At 66.0% G+C, this 14,999-nt stretch carries 11 protein-coding genes, 1 pseudogene and 1 riboswitch; of the genes and pseudogenes, 7 read left to right on the forward strand and 5 right to left on the reverse strand.

Annotated features, from left to right (window positions below; all coding sequences use genetic code 11):
• A complete protein-coding gene (locus ASE72_RS16430; RefSeq protein WP_235532401.1) occupies positions 1-1,200 on the reverse strand; it encodes an MFS transporter in 1,200 nt (399 codons plus the stop codon).
• A 103-nt stretch (positions 1,201-1,303) separates the two neighbouring features.
• Between ASE72_RS16430 and ASE72_RS16435 the strand changes: the two genes are divergently transcribed.
• Positions 1,304-1,930 carry a TetR/AcrR family transcriptional regulator gene (locus ASE72_RS16435; RefSeq protein WP_056023765.1) on the forward strand — a complete coding sequence of 209 codons (627 nt, stop codon included), beginning with the start codon at positions 1,304-1,306 and terminating at the stop codon, positions 1,928-1,930.
• A 93-nt stretch (positions 1,931-2,023) separates the two neighbouring features.
• On the opposite strand, the pseudogene ASE72_RS16440 reads toward ASE72_RS16435, so the two are convergent.
• Positions 2,024-2,269 (reverse strand): annotated as a pseudogene (locus ASE72_RS16440) (SDR family oxidoreductase); the annotation flags it as partial.
• Between ASE72_RS16440 and ASE72_RS16445 the strand changes: the two are divergent.
• From ASE72_RS16445 to ASE72_RS16455, 3 genes are all read left to right on the forward strand, one after another.
• Positions 2,254-2,799, forward strand: a complete 546-nt coding sequence (locus tag ASE72_RS16445) for a TetR/AcrR family transcriptional regulator (RefSeq protein ID WP_056023768.1) — start codon at positions 2,254-2,256, stop codon at positions 2,797-2,799. The pseudogene ASE72_RS16440 and the gene ASE72_RS16445 sit on opposite strands and share 16 nt — an antisense overlap.
• 145 nt (positions 2,800-2,944) lie before the next feature.
• A riboswitch (cobalamin riboswitch) is annotated at positions 2,945-3,186 on the forward strand.
• Positions 3,187-3,353: 167 nt separating this feature from the next.
• Positions 3,354-5,525 (forward strand): TonB-dependent receptor, encoded by a 2,172-nt coding sequence (locus tag ASE72_RS16450; RefSeq protein ID WP_056023771.1) that lies wholly within the window; start codon positions 3,354-3,356, stop codon positions 5,523-5,525.
• Positions 5,526-5,735: 210 nt separating this feature from the next.
• Positions 5,736-6,506: an SDR family oxidoreductase gene (locus tag ASE72_RS16455; RefSeq protein ID WP_056023774.1), complete on the forward strand. Its 771-nt coding sequence runs from the start codon at positions 5,736-5,738 to the stop codon at positions 6,504-6,506.
• Positions 6,507-6,525: 19 nt separating this feature from the next.
• Here the strand turns inward: ASE72_RS16455 and ASE72_RS16460 are convergent, their stop codons facing one another.
• The 3 genes from ASE72_RS16460 to ASE72_RS16470 form a co-directional block, all read right to left on the reverse strand.
• Positions 6,526-8,772, reverse strand: a complete 2,247-nt coding sequence (locus ASE72_RS16460) for a S9 family peptidase (protein WP_235532402.1) — start codon at positions 8,770-8,772, stop codon at positions 6,526-6,528.
• A 353-nt stretch (positions 8,773-9,125) separates the two neighbouring features.
• Positions 9,126-10,592 carry a S41 family peptidase gene (locus ASE72_RS16465; protein WP_056023780.1) on the reverse strand — a complete coding sequence of 489 codons (1,467 nt, stop codon included), beginning with the start codon at positions 10,590-10,592 and terminating at the stop codon, positions 9,126-9,128.
• 81 nt (positions 10,593-10,673) lie between these two features.
• Positions 10,674-11,771, reverse strand: coding sequence for an AraC family transcriptional regulator (locus ASE72_RS16470; protein WP_200916323.1), 1,098 nt, complete (start codon positions 11,769-11,771; stop codon positions 10,674-10,676).
• Positions 11,772-12,044: 273 nt separating this feature from the next.
• Here ASE72_RS16470 and ASE72_RS20910 point away from each other — a divergent pair, with 273 nt between their 5' ends.
• From ASE72_RS20910 to ASE72_RS16485, 3 genes are all read left to right on the forward strand, one after another.
• The gene (locus tag ASE72_RS20910; protein WP_156350558.1) at positions 12,045-12,191 is read left to right on the forward strand and encodes a hypothetical protein; all 147 of its coding nucleotides are present in this window, start codon (positions 12,045-12,047) and stop codon (positions 12,189-12,191) included.
• Between the two features lie 13 nt (positions 12,192-12,204).
• On the forward strand, positions 12,205-13,380 hold the full coding sequence (locus tag ASE72_RS16480; RefSeq protein ID WP_056023786.1) for an alpha-hydroxy acid oxidase: 1,176 nt from the start codon (positions 12,205-12,207) through the stop codon (positions 13,378-13,380).
• Between the two features lie 186 nt (positions 13,381-13,566).
• Positions 13,567-14,997, forward strand: coding sequence for an alpha/beta hydrolase (locus ASE72_RS16485; protein WP_235532424.1), 1,431 nt, complete (start codon positions 13,567-13,569; stop codon positions 14,995-14,997).
• Positions 14,998-14,999 lie beyond the last annotated feature (2 nt).

Below are 14,999 nucleotides of genomic sequence, written 5' to 3' on the forward strand. Positions count from 1 at the left end.
TTAGAAAGCCCTGGGGCCGGGCTTGAAGGCATGGCGGCGCGCGCCGGCTGCGAGCGCCAAGGCCAGCAGGGTCGGCGCCAATACCGCCCAGGCGAGCGGCCCTGCCCCCGCATGGTCGAGGATCACCCCGCCGACGATCCCGCCCGTCGCGATGGCCCCGTTCCAGACGGTCGTGAGCATCGCATTCGCGAGATCGACGCCCTCGCCCGCCGCATCGGCGAGCGCAGTCGACAGTTGCGTCGCCGCGCCGCCGAACGACAATCCCCACAGGATCGTCGTGGCGATCGTCATCTCCGGGACGGTCGCGAACAGGCCGAAGGCCAGCGACACGACCGCAAACATCGTCAGGCTGACCAGCACGAGCGGCCGCAACGCGCGATCGATGAGGACACCCGTCACCCAGATCCCGGCCAGTGCGGCAACGCCGAACCCGAGCAGCAACAGATCTAGCCGCCGCCCCGCGCCCGACAAAGCGGCGACCGGGGCGATGTATGTGTAGAGGATGTTGTGACCCGTGATCCACGCGAACAGCGTGACCAGCACGGGACGGACGCCCGGCGTGCGGAACACGCTGGCGATCGACAGCCGCTGCTCGGCAGGTTGTCCAGCGAAATCCGGCACGCGCCACAGCACCCAGCCGATCAGGATGAGGGTGGTGATCGCCATCAGCCCGAACGCCATGCGCCAGCCGAGCGTCGTGCCCAGCATCGCCCCCAAGGGAACCCCGATCGACAGCGCGAGCGGCGTACCAACCATCGCGATCGCGAGCGCCTTGCCGCGCAACGGCGCGATGACCATTCGCCTGGCATAGCCCGCGATGATGCCCCACCCCAGTCCCGCCGCGACCCCGCCCATGAACCGCGCGACGAGCGTCAGCGGATAGGAGGTCGACACCGCGGTCACGCAGTTGAAGATCAGGAAACCGACGATCGCGACGAGCAATGTCGGCTTGCGCCGCCACCCTTGCGTATAGAGCGTCAGCGGGATCGCCGCGAGCAGCGACCCGACCGCATAGACCGTGATCGTCTGCCCGGCGAGCGACTCCGATACGTCGAGCCCGGCGGCCATATGCGGCAACAGCCCGGCGGGGAGCGTTTCGGTGAGGATCGCGGTGAAACCGGTCATCGCGAGCGCCAGCAACGCGGAGATCGGCAGCGTCTCGCTCGCGCCGTCGTCGGTCTGGCTGGGTCTTGGGATCACGCTGCACTCACTTCTGGATCGACTGATCCAGTGCGTTCGACCACGTAGCGCGCCTTGTCAACGGATAACGGATCGATTAGTCCACAATCTGGAGCGGAAAATTATGGCACGGAGCGGACGACCGCGTGGTTTCGATCGGGATGCAGCGCTCGACACCGCGATGCACCTGTTCTGGGAACACGGCTATGAAGGCGCGTCGCTGCTGACGCTGCGTCAGGCGATGGGCGACATCTCCTCGGCGAGTTTCTACGCGGCGTTCGGGTCGAAAGAAGCGCTCTACCGCGAAACGCTCGCGCGTTATCTCGCCAGGCATGGCGGCATCGTCGGGGCGCTCGACGACGCGACGCTATCGCCACGCTCACGGCTTGAACAAGCCCTGCTGGCCTCGGTTGCGGTGCAGACCGACCCTGCACATCCGAAAGGCTGCATGATGACATTGTCAGCAATGGTATCGTCGGAGGCTGGCGCACCGACCCGGGCACTCACACGCGCAGAACGCGAGGTTACCCGGCAGGCGTTGCAGCGGTGCATCGCCGCCGGGGTCAGAACCGGGGATCTCGCACCCGCCACGGACGTCGCGGGGCTCACCGCGCTGTACGATGGACTGGTGCTGGGCGTCTCGATCCAGGCGCGGGACGGCGTTTCGGCCGAGACGCTGCGGGCCGGTATCGCTCACGCGATGGCGGCGTGGGATATGCGTCGCACGGGACCCGCAGCTTGCATCGGTTGACAGCGTTCTGTCCTGCGCCCGACCATTCCCCCGGCGGTTGCAGCGCGAGCGTTGATACCACTGACATCGCCCGCGCCACCGCCGTCATCCGGTTCAGGCGCCGAACGCACCGTCGATCGTATGCATCGCACCGGTGACGAAGCCCGCCTCGGGGCTTGCGAGCCACGCGACCATTCCCGCGACTTCCTCGGGCCGTCCGTGACGCTTGATCGTCATGAAGCTGTGCATGAGGTCCTTCATCGGACCGTCCTCGGGGTTGGCATCGGTGTCGATTGGCCCGGGCTGAACGACATTGATCGTGATGCCGCGCGGTCCGAAGTCGCGTGCGAGCCACCGCGCGGCAGCTTTTCCATGCGCATGGCTATGACGCGGTCAGCGTCTCGGACGTCACGACGGCGCTGGGGATCAATCCGCCCAGCTTTTACGCCGCCTTCGGCAGCAAGGCCGGTCTCTATGCGCGCGTGCTGGACCAGTATGCCGCGACCGGCGCGATCCCGCTCGCACAGCTTCTGCGGGACGACCGCCCGGTCGCGGCTTGTCTTGCAGCGGTTCTGGAGGAGGCTGCGCGCCATTACGCGGCCGACCCGAATGCGAGCGGCTGCATGGTGGTCGAGGGCACCCGCTCGAACGATCGCGACGCGCGCAAGGCCGCCTGCGATGTCAGCAACGCGGCCGAGGCGACCATTCACGCGTATATCGCCACCCGCCATCCGGACGATGCCGGGCGTCTGACGGATTTCGTCAGCACGACGATGTCCGGTCTCTCCGCCAAGGCACGCAACGGGCACGGGCTGGATCGACTTCTCGCGACGGCGCGTCTTGCGGGCCTAGCGCTCGCACAGGCCCTGCCGGACGAGACGATCCGCTAGCACTCGGATTCGTACCACGCGTGATCTCCATTGGTCATTCGCGCGCGTGTCCCCGCTTCCCGACCTTTGCGGCGATGGCTGCGACCGATTGCCGGATCGTCTTTGTCAGGATACATCGTCCCCGCTGACCTGCTCCGCTGGAGACGGTCGGCATGATCGCGTCGGTGCCCCGAGAGGGGCTTAATAGGGAACGCGGTAAGGGTGGTTCGCCGCCTGAAGCCGAGGCTGTCCCTGCAACTGTAAGCGGCGAGCGCGATGCATATCGCTTCTTCCTCCCCAGGAAGAAGCAGCCACTGGGCCGGTCGTGATGTCACGTAAGGCCTGGGAAGGCCGTGCATCGTGTGATGACCCGTGAGCCAGGAGACCTGCCGGCGTCTGGTCGCTCTTGCCTGGCCCAGGGGGTGGCCGCGGCACGGTACTCCGTCGAGCGACGACGTGTGCGGTGGGGACCGCACGGGCATGCGTGCCGGTCGCGATGGCGTCCGGCTGGCGCGGATGTCGGCCGTTCGCGGGAGGTCCCTGTCGGGTTCGCTCGACGCCCGGGGATTACCGTAATGCCGTTTTTGTCTTCCCGCCTCGCGTTTGCGGGCGCCTTGCTGTCGCCTGTTTTCGCAGCACCGCTCAATGCGCAGTCTTTGCCTGCTTCCGACAATGAGGACATTCTGGTCGTCGGCCAGCAGGCGCGCGACACGCTCACCACGCCGAACGCGACCGGCAGTCGCCTCGGCCTCACGCCGCTCGAGACCCCCGCGACGATCTCGATCATCGATGGCACCACGATCCGCGCACGTGGCGACCTCTCGGTGATCGACGCGACGAGCCGCGCACCGGGCATCAGCAACGCCGGAAACCCCGGCAATGGCGGCACCGCGCTCGCCGCACGCGGCTTCAGCGGCCAGGGATCCGTGCTCCAGCTCATCGACGGTGTACGGCTGTTCCCGGCGGCGGGCACGATCACCTTTCCGACCGATCCGTGGATGGTCGAACGGATCGACATCCTGAGTGGTCCGGCCTCGGTGCTCTACGGCCAGGGCGCGCTGGGCGGCGCGGTGAATGTCCTGATGCGCAAACCCGATACGCAGCGGACGCACGTGGAGGGCGAGATCGGCTACGGCTCGCAGGACAGCTTCCATGTCGCGGCGGGCGCAGGCGGGCCGATCACCGAGCGCCTCTCCTATCGCATCGACGGCAGCTATCGCCGATCGGACGGCTATGTCGATCGTGGCCAGTCGCGCAGCCATGCCGTCTCGGGGACGCTGCGCTGGGCACCGACCGACACGCTCGTCGTCACCGCACGGGACGATTACGGCGACCAGAAGCCGATGCGCTATTTCGGCACGCCGCTGATCGAGGGACGGCTCGACGACCGCATCCGGGAGCGAAACTACAACACACGCGACGGCTTTATCCGCTACCGCGACAACCGCACCAGCCTGCAGGTCGACTGGACGCCAAGCGATGCGGTCACCGTCAGCAACCAGGCCTATCGCCTCACCTCCAAACGCTCCTGGCTCAATCTCGAAAGCTATTGCTCGATCGCCGCGGACGGCGTCTGTTCCAACGGCAGCGGCAACACTGGCACTCCCGGCCGCATCCTCCGCACCGACATGACCGGGATCGTCCACGACCAGACGCAATGGGGCGATCAGGGCAGCGTGACGCTCAGGACGGACGTCGCCGATGGCGTCCGCAACGACCTTGTCATGGGCTTCGACGTCAACCTCATCAAACTGACCTATTCACACAATTTCGGGTCTGACCCGCAGGTTTCGGAGGTCGATCGCTTCGCGTTCGATCCCGGTATGATCAGCGACACACAGGGCATCGCGCCGCGCTATCGCACGCGCACGACCGAATATGCGGTCTTTGCCGAGGACCGGCTGAAGCTCGGCACGCACGCCTCGATCGTCGGTGGCGTGCGCTACGAGCGTGACACGATCCGCCGCTGGTCGATCGACTATCCAAGCGGCGCAAGCACCGAGACGTTCGTGCTCGACAAGCGGCTGCATAACATGACCTGGCGGGTCGGGAGCGTCTATCAGCCGATCCCGACAGTGTCGCTCTATGCGCAATATGCCACCGGCGTGGACCCGCTGGGGACGCTGACGACCTATTCGACCGGGCAGGTGCAGTTCAGCAACGCGGTTGGCGACCAGGTCGAGGTCGGCGCCAAGGCAGTGTTCCTCGACGGGCATGGCACCGCGACGCTCGCGGCCTACCGCATCGTCAAGAAGCGCCTGCTCGCACAACTGACCCCGGCGAGCCCGGTCGAGCAGGTCGGCCAGCGATCGGCCAAGGGCATCGAAGCCGCGGTATCGCTCGATCTGCCTTACGGTGTGGGCATCGATGCGAACGGCAGCGTGCTCGACGCGACGTTCGACGACTTCGTCTCCGGCGGCACGCGCTTCGACGGCAACACCCCGCCGGACGTGCCCGAGACCCTCGCCAACGTGTGGCTACGCTGGAACGCGACGCGCGCGCTTCAGGCGCGCGCCGGGTTGCGCTATGTCGGGCGCCGCTATTCGGACAACGCCAACAGCTTCCGCGTTCCCAGCTACACCATTGTCGATGCCACGCTTTCCTATGCGGTGACGCCGCACCTCGCGGTCGATATCCACGGCTACAATTTGTTCGACCGGGACTATGCGCTCAGCACGTACAATAACCAGCAATGGGTGCTTGGCCGTCCCCGCGCGGTCGACGTCTCGCTTCGTGCCGGCTTCTGACGACCGCAGGCGGCCGGCGACTGGCAAAATAGCGACACTGCCGCCTTTCAAGAACACAGATCGTGTTTTCGGAATTGCGGCCGTTAAGCGGTTGACGTAGCATCGCCAAATCCTCGGGAGTCTTTCGAAATGATCCAGCGTCACCGCTAAAGCGGCAAGGCATACGCCAGCGGAGCAATCCGCCGACCGGACTCTGTTTTCGAGAACATCATGCAAAGAATGAAGAACAAGACGTGCGTCGTAACCGGCGCTGCGCGTGGCATCGGCCGCGCGATCGCTGCCCGGTTCCATGACGAAGGTGCTGTCGTCATCCTCACCGACAGGGACGACGCGGCAGGTGCAGCGGCTGCGGCTGAGATAGGATGCCGGTTCGTACCGCTCGATGTGAGCGAGGATGCCGCGTGGTCGCGACTGGCCGGCATCGTTCCCGTGGCCGACGTGGTGGTCAACAACGCCGGCGTGACGGGGTTCGAAGCCGGCATGGTACCCCACGACCCCGAACACGCCAGCCTCGCGGACTGGCGCGAGGTTCACCGGATCAACCTCGACGGGACGTTCCTCGGCTGCCGCTACGCCATCCGTGCGATGAAGGCGGCGGGCGCAGGATCGATCATCAACATGTCTTCCCGCTCGGGTCTGGTGGGCGTTCCCGGCGCTGCGGCCTATGCCTCGTCCAAGGCCGCCATTCGGAACCACAGCAAGACGGTTGCACTCTACTGCGCGCAGCAGGGCTGGAAAATACGCTGCAACTCGATCCACCCGGGCGCCATCCTCACGCCGATCTGGGAGCCGATGCTGGGCAGCGGTCCTGATCGGGACGCGAGGATGCAGACGCTTGTCGAGGATACGCCGCTCAAGCGGTTCGGAATGCCCGACGAAGTCGCGGCGATTGCGGTCATGCTGGCTTCCGATGAAGCCACCTACGTCACCGGGACGGAGGTGAGCATCGATGGCGGGCTGCTCGCCGGAGGGGGAGCCTGACGCCGTTGTTGTCGCGCCCTCATTTCGAGACACCGGGCGCGACGATCTTGAACGCCTTTGGCGGTTCTGCGCCCATCAGGTTCTCGACGAAATAGTCCCATCGCCGCCGCATCATGTAGTAGGATTGGTCGCCGTAGCCGTGACGTGCGCGGGGGAACAGCACCAGATCGAAGTCCTTGTTCGCCTTCTGGAGCGCGTCGACCACCAGCAACGTCGATGACACCGGGACGTTATCGTCCAGGATACCATGTGCCAGCATCAGCTTGCCCGTGAGATTCTGGGCGAAGTCCTGATTGGCCTGCAGGTCGTAATTCGTCGTCTTTCCGTTACTCTCCAGCAAGCCGAGATACTTCTCGTAATAATCGTCCTCATAGTTCCGGTTGTCGTGGTTGCCGCTCTCGGCGATCCCGACCTTGAAGAACTCGGGATAGCGAAACATCGCGGTCGCGGTTGCGTTGCCTCCGCCTGAATGCCCCCAGATGCCGACGCGATCGGTGTCCATCCATGTATTGCGCGACGCCAGGTCCTTGATCCCGGTGACCTGATCGGGGACGGCCTGCTTGCCCATGTCGCGATAGTAGAAGTCCTGAAACGCCTTCGAGCGGCGCGGCGTACCCAGCGCGTCGATCTCCACCACGGCGAAGCCGAGCTGCGCCAACGCACCCGCGTCGCCCATCGACGGCGCGAACTGCCGGGAGGAAATCGTCCCCGTGAACGGCCCCGGATAGATATAGTCGATGACCGGATATTTCTGCCGCGGATCGAGCCCCGCCGGCTTGAAGAGCAGCCCGTGACACAGCGTCTTGCCGTCGGCGCACCGGACGGCGATGTTCTCCGGCGCCTGCCAGCCCGCCGCGCGCAACCGGGTCACGTCGCCCTTCGCCAGATCCGTGACAACGGCGCCATCCGCACGCCGCAAGACCGCGGTCTGCGGCTCCTGCGGGGTCGAGTAGATATCCACGAAGTAGCGTCCATCGCTCGACGGCACCGCGATATGGTCCTGCCGCTCGGGCGTCAGCAGCTTCGGTTTACCGCCCTTCAGATCGATCGCATAGATGCTACGATAATAGGGATCGACGCCGGGCTCCCGCCCGATACCGGCGATCAACATCTTTCCGCTGCGCTCGTCGATATAGACCGGGTGGTCGACGTTCCAGCGGCCTTGCGTCACCTGCCGCACCAGCTTGCCGGTGCGTGCGTTGTACAGATAGTAATGACCCCAGTCGTCGCGCTGGGACCACCACAGGATCTCGCCGCGTTCGGACAGATAACGCCAGTTGATCCCCTCGTCATTGTAGCCGCTGTCGAACCAGGTCGGCACGGTCTCCGTGAACACGTCGCGCACCGTGCCCGTGGTCGCATCGGCGATGCGCATCGTCTCCACCTTGTGGTCGCGCGAGGTCGACACGAATGCGAGCGTCCGGCCGTCCTTGGCCCATTGCATGTCCTGCGGACCCTCGCCGCACACCACGTCGTCGCACAACGACGACCGGTGCGGGTCGGGCGACATCTTTAGACGGACCACAGTACCATCGCCGACATCGACGATGACACGCTGGATATGGATGATCTCCTTGTCACCGACGAACGGGTATTTCCACGTATCGGTGCGGGAGTGGCCGACCTGCGTCGTCGTCGTCGTGAAGTCGGCCACCGCGCGCTGATCCTGCTGGAAGGTCGCGACCTTCTTCGAGTCGGGTGACCAGATCACGATCGCCTGATCCGAATGTTTCCAGCCGGCATTGTCCGTTGCATAGCCGAAATCCTTGACGCCATCGGTCGTCAGCTGCCGCTCCGCGCCGGTGTCGACGTCGCGTACCCACAAATTCCAGTCGCGCAGGAATACCGCACGCTTGCCGTCCGGGGAGGCGACCGATGACGCCCGGCTGCGCTGCGCCGGGGCGGCTGCGACCTGCCTGGCCTGCGCGCCAGCCGTCTTCGTGCACTTATAGGGCTGCGTCAGCGCGCACGAATACCGCTCGCCACCAACGCTCACGATCGCGGTGTTCGCCGCGAAATCCGGCTCCAGTCGCTCGACGAACAGCTTCTTCGCGTCCTGTTCCTTTAATCCAGCCGCATTGAGCGATGCCAGCAGCGCCGCCGTCTCGAAGGCCGGGGCCTTGGTGCCCTTCGCCGCATCGCCCAGCATGATCGTCGGCACGCCGTGGCTGGTGTCCACATACCAGAAGTGCCGCGCATCTATCCAATGCGCGGTCCGCACCGCGTGGTCGACCAGCGGCGATGTGTACGGGCCCAGTTGATGCATGGCGCGATCATAGTCGGCGGCGGTCACAGCCGGTCGCTGCTGCGCGGCCGCCGTCCCGGCAATCGTGGAAGCCAAAAGCAAGCAGGCGATCAACCGCATCAGGGAGCTTTCTGAAGGTTAGGAACTGACGAGCCACGCAACGAAACGAGGGGTGGTCGTCCCCCCGCTCACCCTGCGCGTTTCGGTCCCACTAGGACTGGGCATGGCTATCATGCAGACCCGCGGCGGCGATCACAATAGCGCTAGTCGAGCACGCGCAGCATCAGATGACGCGCCGACCATTCACGCCTGGACATTCCCCGTCCGGTAGCTCGCTCGTCTCGAACGCAAGCGCCCGGCACCGCCGTCATGCGTCACGCCAGCGCGCGGCCCAGTTGGCTATCCGTGCCCTTCGCGATGTCAGCCTGCGTGATCGGGACTGCTATGTCCGGCGTGACACCTTGGTCGGGTTGCGGTGTCGTCGGGAACCTGCCGATCAGCGGCAGGTCGGCTTCGAGCCCGGTCTCGGGCAGACGCACGAAATAGAAGCAGCCGCCGTTGATCCCGCGCCGGTTGCCGCCGGTCGTCTCGCCGATCAGCGTTGCGAGACGGTTGCGGCGGACGAAATCGGCGAACTGGAACGTCGCCGAGCTGTTCTGCGGCCCGATCAGAACGCGCACGTCGCCCGCATAGCGCCTACCGCGTGGCTTGATCGGGTCGACCCGGTCGCCGGGCGCATCGAGCCGCAGGAACCGGTCGTCGATCCTCGTCGCATTCTCCCCCAGATGGTCGAAACTGCGGTCCCACGTGTCGAGTGCAGGCCGCAGGTCGTCGGGCACGGTGCGGTAGCGGATGAGCCGCTGGACCTCCTCGAACGGCGTCTCGCGTGACACCAGCCGCTCGGCGAGCGCGTTGCCGCAGTCGAGCCCCCCCTCGTTCGCGCGCAGATCGACGACCAGTCGCGGCACGCGCTCGGCGACCAGCCGATCGACCGCCTCGTCGAGCCAGCCGCGCCAGTCCCACTTGCTGTCGTAGAGCCCCCAGTTCGGCATCGACAGTCTCGCGGCATCGCCACGCCGCTCGATCGTCCAGACCGGCGTGTCGCCGCTCGCATCGACGCCGGCGTGCGCGGTGGCGCGGCGCTGCGCCAGCGAGACGCCAGCAACGCTCGCGGCACGTCGCCGTCCGCCAGAGTCCTCCACCGTCAGCCGGTAGCGGTCCTGCCCGAACAGCATCGAGAAGAAGATGTCGAAGGTCTCGTAGCGATCGTTGCCCTGGACCGAGAGAAGCCGGCGACGCTTGGCATCGTTGTGCCCGTCCGCACGCGCGAGCGGCATGAGCGCGGCGAGAATGGCGCTCGCGGATCGGCCATTGACCGCCAGGATGCGGCTGCCCGGCGCGATCCCGGTGGCGAATGGATCGGCCGTGACGACCATCGCGTCGCCGATCCAGAGAAATTCGAGCGGCAACCGGTCGGGCGCTTCGAATAACGCGGCGGCGACCGCGCTGCGCTGATTGTAGAAATTGGCATAGCTATGGCCGCAGCGCACGGTCGCGAGAAAGCGCGACAGCATGAGGTAGAACGCCCGCAGCGTCATCGGGGCGGCCACCGACCGGTCCAGCGCATCGAAACGGGCGTCGATCTCACGAGGCGTGTTGTAACGGTGGAGACCGGGGTGGAGCGCGGCATATGCCTTCCTCAGCAACGCGATGTCCGCACGCATCGCCGCGACGCGAAGGAGCGTCGGACCCGAGGAAGTCCGCGCGAGCAGTGGCGAGGCGGCAAAGGTCACTCCGAGTCCGCCGAGGACGGCGCGGCGAGACGGTGGCGATGCGGTCATGTCAGCTCCGACGTTATGGATGCCCTCTTCAGCATGGCGCAGCGCATACTGGTCGCCTCATCATCGCCCATGCCATGCGGTTTATGGCTTGTGAGACGCCCGGTACGCACTCGGCGACCGACCATAGCGCCGCTGGAAGGCGCGGTTGAAGCTGGCTTTCGACGCGAACCCTGCGTCGAGCGCGATCGCCAGAACCGGCCGGGAATCGTCCGCCGCCAGTGCAGCCGCCACATCCTCGCAGCGAAGCCCGTTGACGAAATCCGAAAAGCCGACGCCCAGCCCCTCATTGAGCGCACGCGACACATAGGTCTCGTTGGTCGCGAGGAGTCCCGCCAGCCGCCGCAGCGTCAGCGCGTCGTCGCGGTACCAGCGATTGTCGCGGATCCTCGCCGCCCATTCCTCCCCTTGCGCCTGCCAGTTCCGGGCGGGGGGTGATCGAACGTCCGGGATCCGCAATGCGTCGAGCGCCGGAAACGGCAGTGCGAGATATCGCCATCCTGCGATCCCGAGATACAAGGCGAACCCCGCGATCGCGACGTAGAGCGGCATCAGCCCCCGATAGCCGAGCGGCGTTACAGCATCGACCAGCAGCCAGCCTGCCCAGACGATCGCCAGCAACGGATAGGCGACGGCGGTGCGGCTGAGCCACGCAGTCGCGAACCGCGCGTCGTCGCTGCGCCTTTGCGACAGGGCGTCGCGGTAGTCGCGCAACAGTCGGGTCGTCCACGCGCCATAGACGACGAAGCTGATGGCCAGCAGCACTGCGACGATCGCACTGCCCGTCGTGAAAGCCAGATCCGCCCAGCGATGCTTCAGCGGCGTCGGCAGGAGGAAGGCGGCGGTCTGATAGCCGACCTGGATCGCGCCCGGCAGCAGGTGTCGCCAGCCCGCGGGCGACCAGCGACCGATGACGAGTGCATGGGCGTGAAGATAGAGGAGCGGCGGGACCAGCAGCGCGTTCGAGAAGGGCGCGAAGGTCAGCCACCACCAGCGATCGTAGAAGCCGGCAAACCCGATCAGCCACGGCACGAACACGCCGGTCATGACGATCAGCAGCGCGGCAAGCGTACGCGCCGCCAGCCGGTTGTGAAACGACGTCGACAGGCCAACGGCCAGCGGGAGCAGAATCGCCGCCGCCACCGTGAGGACTGCGGTCCGCCAGCCAAAGACCAGATCCATGACGATCAGCTTAGCTCCGACCACACCAGAAGCCAGCGATCACATATCGGCGAAAGCGCCCAACCGTCTCGTCTCGGTCGACGCCGTCGCGGACCTGCACAGTCTGCAACCTCCCCGGCACAGCCAAAGCGGTTGCTGATCGGTTTCCTGAGGGCGCAGTCTGGTCTCATCGCTCCAGCCCAAAGCCGAGCGATGACGCGGACGGCGAGCGCTGCCGGCCACGTCGGCCATCCCGGACAACCGGGAGGCTTCAGGCGCGAGGAGATGGGCAGGATGAAGGCTTGGATACCGGCGCTGATCGCTGCAGGCTCAGGCACCGCGGCGGCATCAACGCTCAGCCTGTCCGGCAGCCTTGATGTCGCCCTGAGCTCGCGAGCGATCGCCGTGGTCATTGGCACCGCGATGGTCGCAAACCATTGATGACACGCGTACTATGACGCGGCTCGACCGTGCAAACAACGTCGCGGACCTGCGCCTGATGGCGCGGGGCCGGCTGCCGCGGCCGATCTTCGACTATATCGACGGCGGCGCGGATGACGAAATATCCCTGCGACACAACGTCAGCGCGTTCGCGGACTATGACCTGGTTCCCGACGTCCTCAACGACGTTTCGGAGATCCGGACCGAGACCCGGATCTTTGGCCAGTCTTCGCGGTGGCCATTGATGCTGTCACCCACCGGCCTCACGCGCATGTTCCACGGACAGGCCGAGCTCGCCGTCGCCCGTGCAGCGGCGCGACACGGGCTTCTCTACAGCCTCTCGACAATGGGCACGACGCGGTTGGAGGATTTCGCGCGGGCCTATGCCGGACCGAAGGTCTTCCAGATCTACATCTTCAAGGACCGCGGACTGACCGCCGAATTCGTGGCGCGCTGCCGGGATGCGGGTTTCCACGGCCTTGCGCTGACCGTCGACACGCCGGTCGCGGGCAATCGGGAGCGCGATCGCGTCAGCGGCCTCTCTCTGCCCCCGACGCTGACGCTCCGGTCGTTGCTCAGCTTCGCGCTCCACCCCGGCTGGTCGATCCCTGCGCTGACCGGATCCAGGTTCGACCTCGCAAACGTCAGCCACAAGGTCGACGCGCTGGCATCGGGGCCGATGAGTCTCTTCGACTATATCGGTGGTCAGTTCGACCGCTCGGTCGGCTGGCGCGACGTCGAGTGGCTGGCACGCGAATGGAACGGGCCGCTTGCGATCAAGGGCGTGATGACGCCCGAGGACGCGCGCCGCTCGATCGCCTCGGGCGCGACGGGCGTCATGATTTCCAACCACGGCGGGCGCCAGCTGGACGGCGCGCCTGCCCCGATTGACCAGATCATGGCGGTCCGCGACGCCGTTGGCGACGCACCGGACGTGATCTGCGACGGCGGTATCAGGCGCGGGTCCGACGTGGTGAAGGCGCTCGCGTTGGGGGCGACCGCCTGCTCGATCGGGCGCCCCTATCTTTATGGCCTGGCAGCAGGCGGTGAACGAGGCGTCGATCGCCTGCTGACGCTGCTGGAAGACGAGTTCGTACGCACGCTGACGCTTGCAGGGATCAACGACATCGCGGACGTATCCTGCCGCCATGTCCGCAATCGTCGAAGTGCGCACGTGCCGGGACATTGAACACCGCCCCACGATGCTGGCGGCCCGGTGTCTCCGTTCCGCTACCTCCCGTCATTTAAGCGGCACAGATCCAGGTGTCTTCCGTCAGGGCGCACTAGAGTGATGCCGTCAAACACAGTTGCACCGGTTCCAAAGTGTCTTACACAGGCAAGACAGTGGCGGGACGGGGTAATGCATGTGAGCCGTATGATCTGGTTATCCCTATTGGGCGCGCTCGCGTGGTCCGCACCGTCGCAGGCGACCTTACCGCCGGTCGTTGTCGCGACGTTCACGCGCTGCCTGGATGCGAAGGATCGCCCGGAACTCGCGCCGTCGATGTGCGCGCACATGACGGTGCCACTGGATCACCGCATGCCGGATAACCGGCAGCTTTCGCTGTTCGTCCGAAAGTTTCCCGCCGGGACGCGGCCGAATGGCCAGCTCTGGCTTATCGCCGGGGGGCCTGGCGAGGCCGGGTCCTCCTTCTATCCGTTTCTCGCATCCTTGCGCAAAGCCGCGCCCGGCTATGACCTGATGATCCCCGATCATCGTGGCACCGGCTTCTCGACGCGGATGTGCGAGACCGAAGAGTCGATCGGCAGCGCCGGCGGGCCGGCGCTGGTCGGCGCGGAATGGGCCTCCTGCTTCGCAAGCCTGAACATGGATGCCAGCCGCACGCGTGCTTTCTCGTCCAGCAACGCGGCGTACGATCTTCGGGCACTGATCGACGGCTTCTCGCAAGGCGGCCCGACCTTCCTGTACGGCGTGTCGTACGGCACCCAGCTGGTCCTGCGAACATTGACGATCGCGCCACCCCGCCGGCTCGATGGTGTCATACTCGACTCGCTCGTCCCGCCAGAGACGAGCGCGGTCTGGGATCTCAGTCACCGCTCCGCCGTGGTCGATGCCGTTGGCCGTCGCGTGCTCGCGCAGTGCGATCGGACGCCGTCCTGCCGAGCCTCTCTGGGCGGGTCCGCCAGCGCCGCGATGCACGATGTTCTGATCGATCCGGCGCTACGCGGCGTCCTCGGCGAGAACCCGAAATATTTGTTCGGTGCGATGCTGGATGTGCCGGAGGTGCGGGCCCGCATTCCGGCAATCCTGTCGGACCTGCGCCAAGGCACGGCAACATCGTGGACCGAAGCGAAGCTGCGATTGGCGCAGATCGTGAATACGCTGCTCCCCTACCCGCAATCGAACGCGTCGATCCCGCTTGTCGGGCTTATCAGCGCGTCCGAAAACAACGCGCGGCCGGCTCTCAGCGACACTGTCGTGGCGCAGGAGGAGCGGGATTTTCTTTTCGCCAGCCCGTTGCCGGGCCTGCTGACGCGTTCGGGCTTTCCGCTGTACGAACGCGACGGCGCCTTTGGCCGGCTGCCATCGCGAACGCCCCCGATATTGGTGCTTCACGGTACACTCGATCCAAAGACACCCATCGAAGGCGCTGCGGCCCAGATCGCCATGCTCAGGAAAAGCGGCACCGTGACGCTGGTCACAGTCACGGACGCCCCGCACTTCCTGTTGTTTACCGCGCCCGGCTGCCTGGTGCCCGCTGTCCGTCGTTTCCTGACCCATCGGCGTGCGCGCCGTTCGTCTTGTCGATCCGGGCCCGATCAGCCAGCGCGCGGCTCGGACTGATC

Source organism: Sphingomonas sp. Leaf20, assembly GCF_001421535.1.
Lineage (GTDB): Bacteria > Pseudomonadota > Alphaproteobacteria > Sphingomonadales > Sphingomonadaceae > Sphingomonas.

Excerpts from the sequence above, each read along its gene's own strand:
- ASE72_RS20910 (WP_156350558.1), top strand. The coding sequence starts at position 12,045 with ATGAAGGCTTGGATACCGGCGCTGATCGCTGCAGGCTCAGGCACCGCG.
- ASE72_RS16480 (WP_056023786.1), top strand. The coding sequence starts at position 12,205 with ATGACGCGGCTCGACCGTGCAAACAACGTCGCGGACCTGCGCCTGATG.
- ASE72_RS16450 (WP_056023771.1), top strand. The coding sequence starts at position 3,354 with ATGCCGTTTTTGTCTTCCCGCCTCGCGTTTGCGGGCGCCTTGCTGTCG.
- ASE72_RS16435 (WP_056023765.1), top strand. The coding sequence starts at position 1,304 with ATGGCACGGAGCGGACGACCGCGTGGTTTCGATCGGGATGCAGCGCTC.
- ASE72_RS16485 (WP_235532424.1), top strand. The coding sequence starts at position 13,567 with ATGATCTGGTTATCCCTATTGGGCGCGCTCGCGTGGTCCGCACCGTCG.
- ASE72_RS16470 (WP_200916323.1), bottom strand. The coding sequence starts at position 11,771 with ATGGATCTGGTCTTTGGCTGGCGGACCGCAGTCCTCACGGTGGCGGCG.
- ASE72_RS16455 (WP_056023774.1), top strand. The coding sequence starts at position 5,736 with ATGCAAAGAATGAAGAACAAGACGTGCGTCGTAACCGGCGCTGCGCGT.
- ASE72_RS16460 (WP_235532402.1), bottom strand. The coding sequence starts at position 8,772 with ATGCATCAACTGGGCCCGTACACATCGCCGCTGGTCGACCACGCGGTG.
- ASE72_RS16465 (WP_056023780.1), bottom strand. The coding sequence starts at position 10,592 with ATGACCGCATCGCCACCGTCTCGCCGCGCCGTCCTCGGCGGACTCGGA.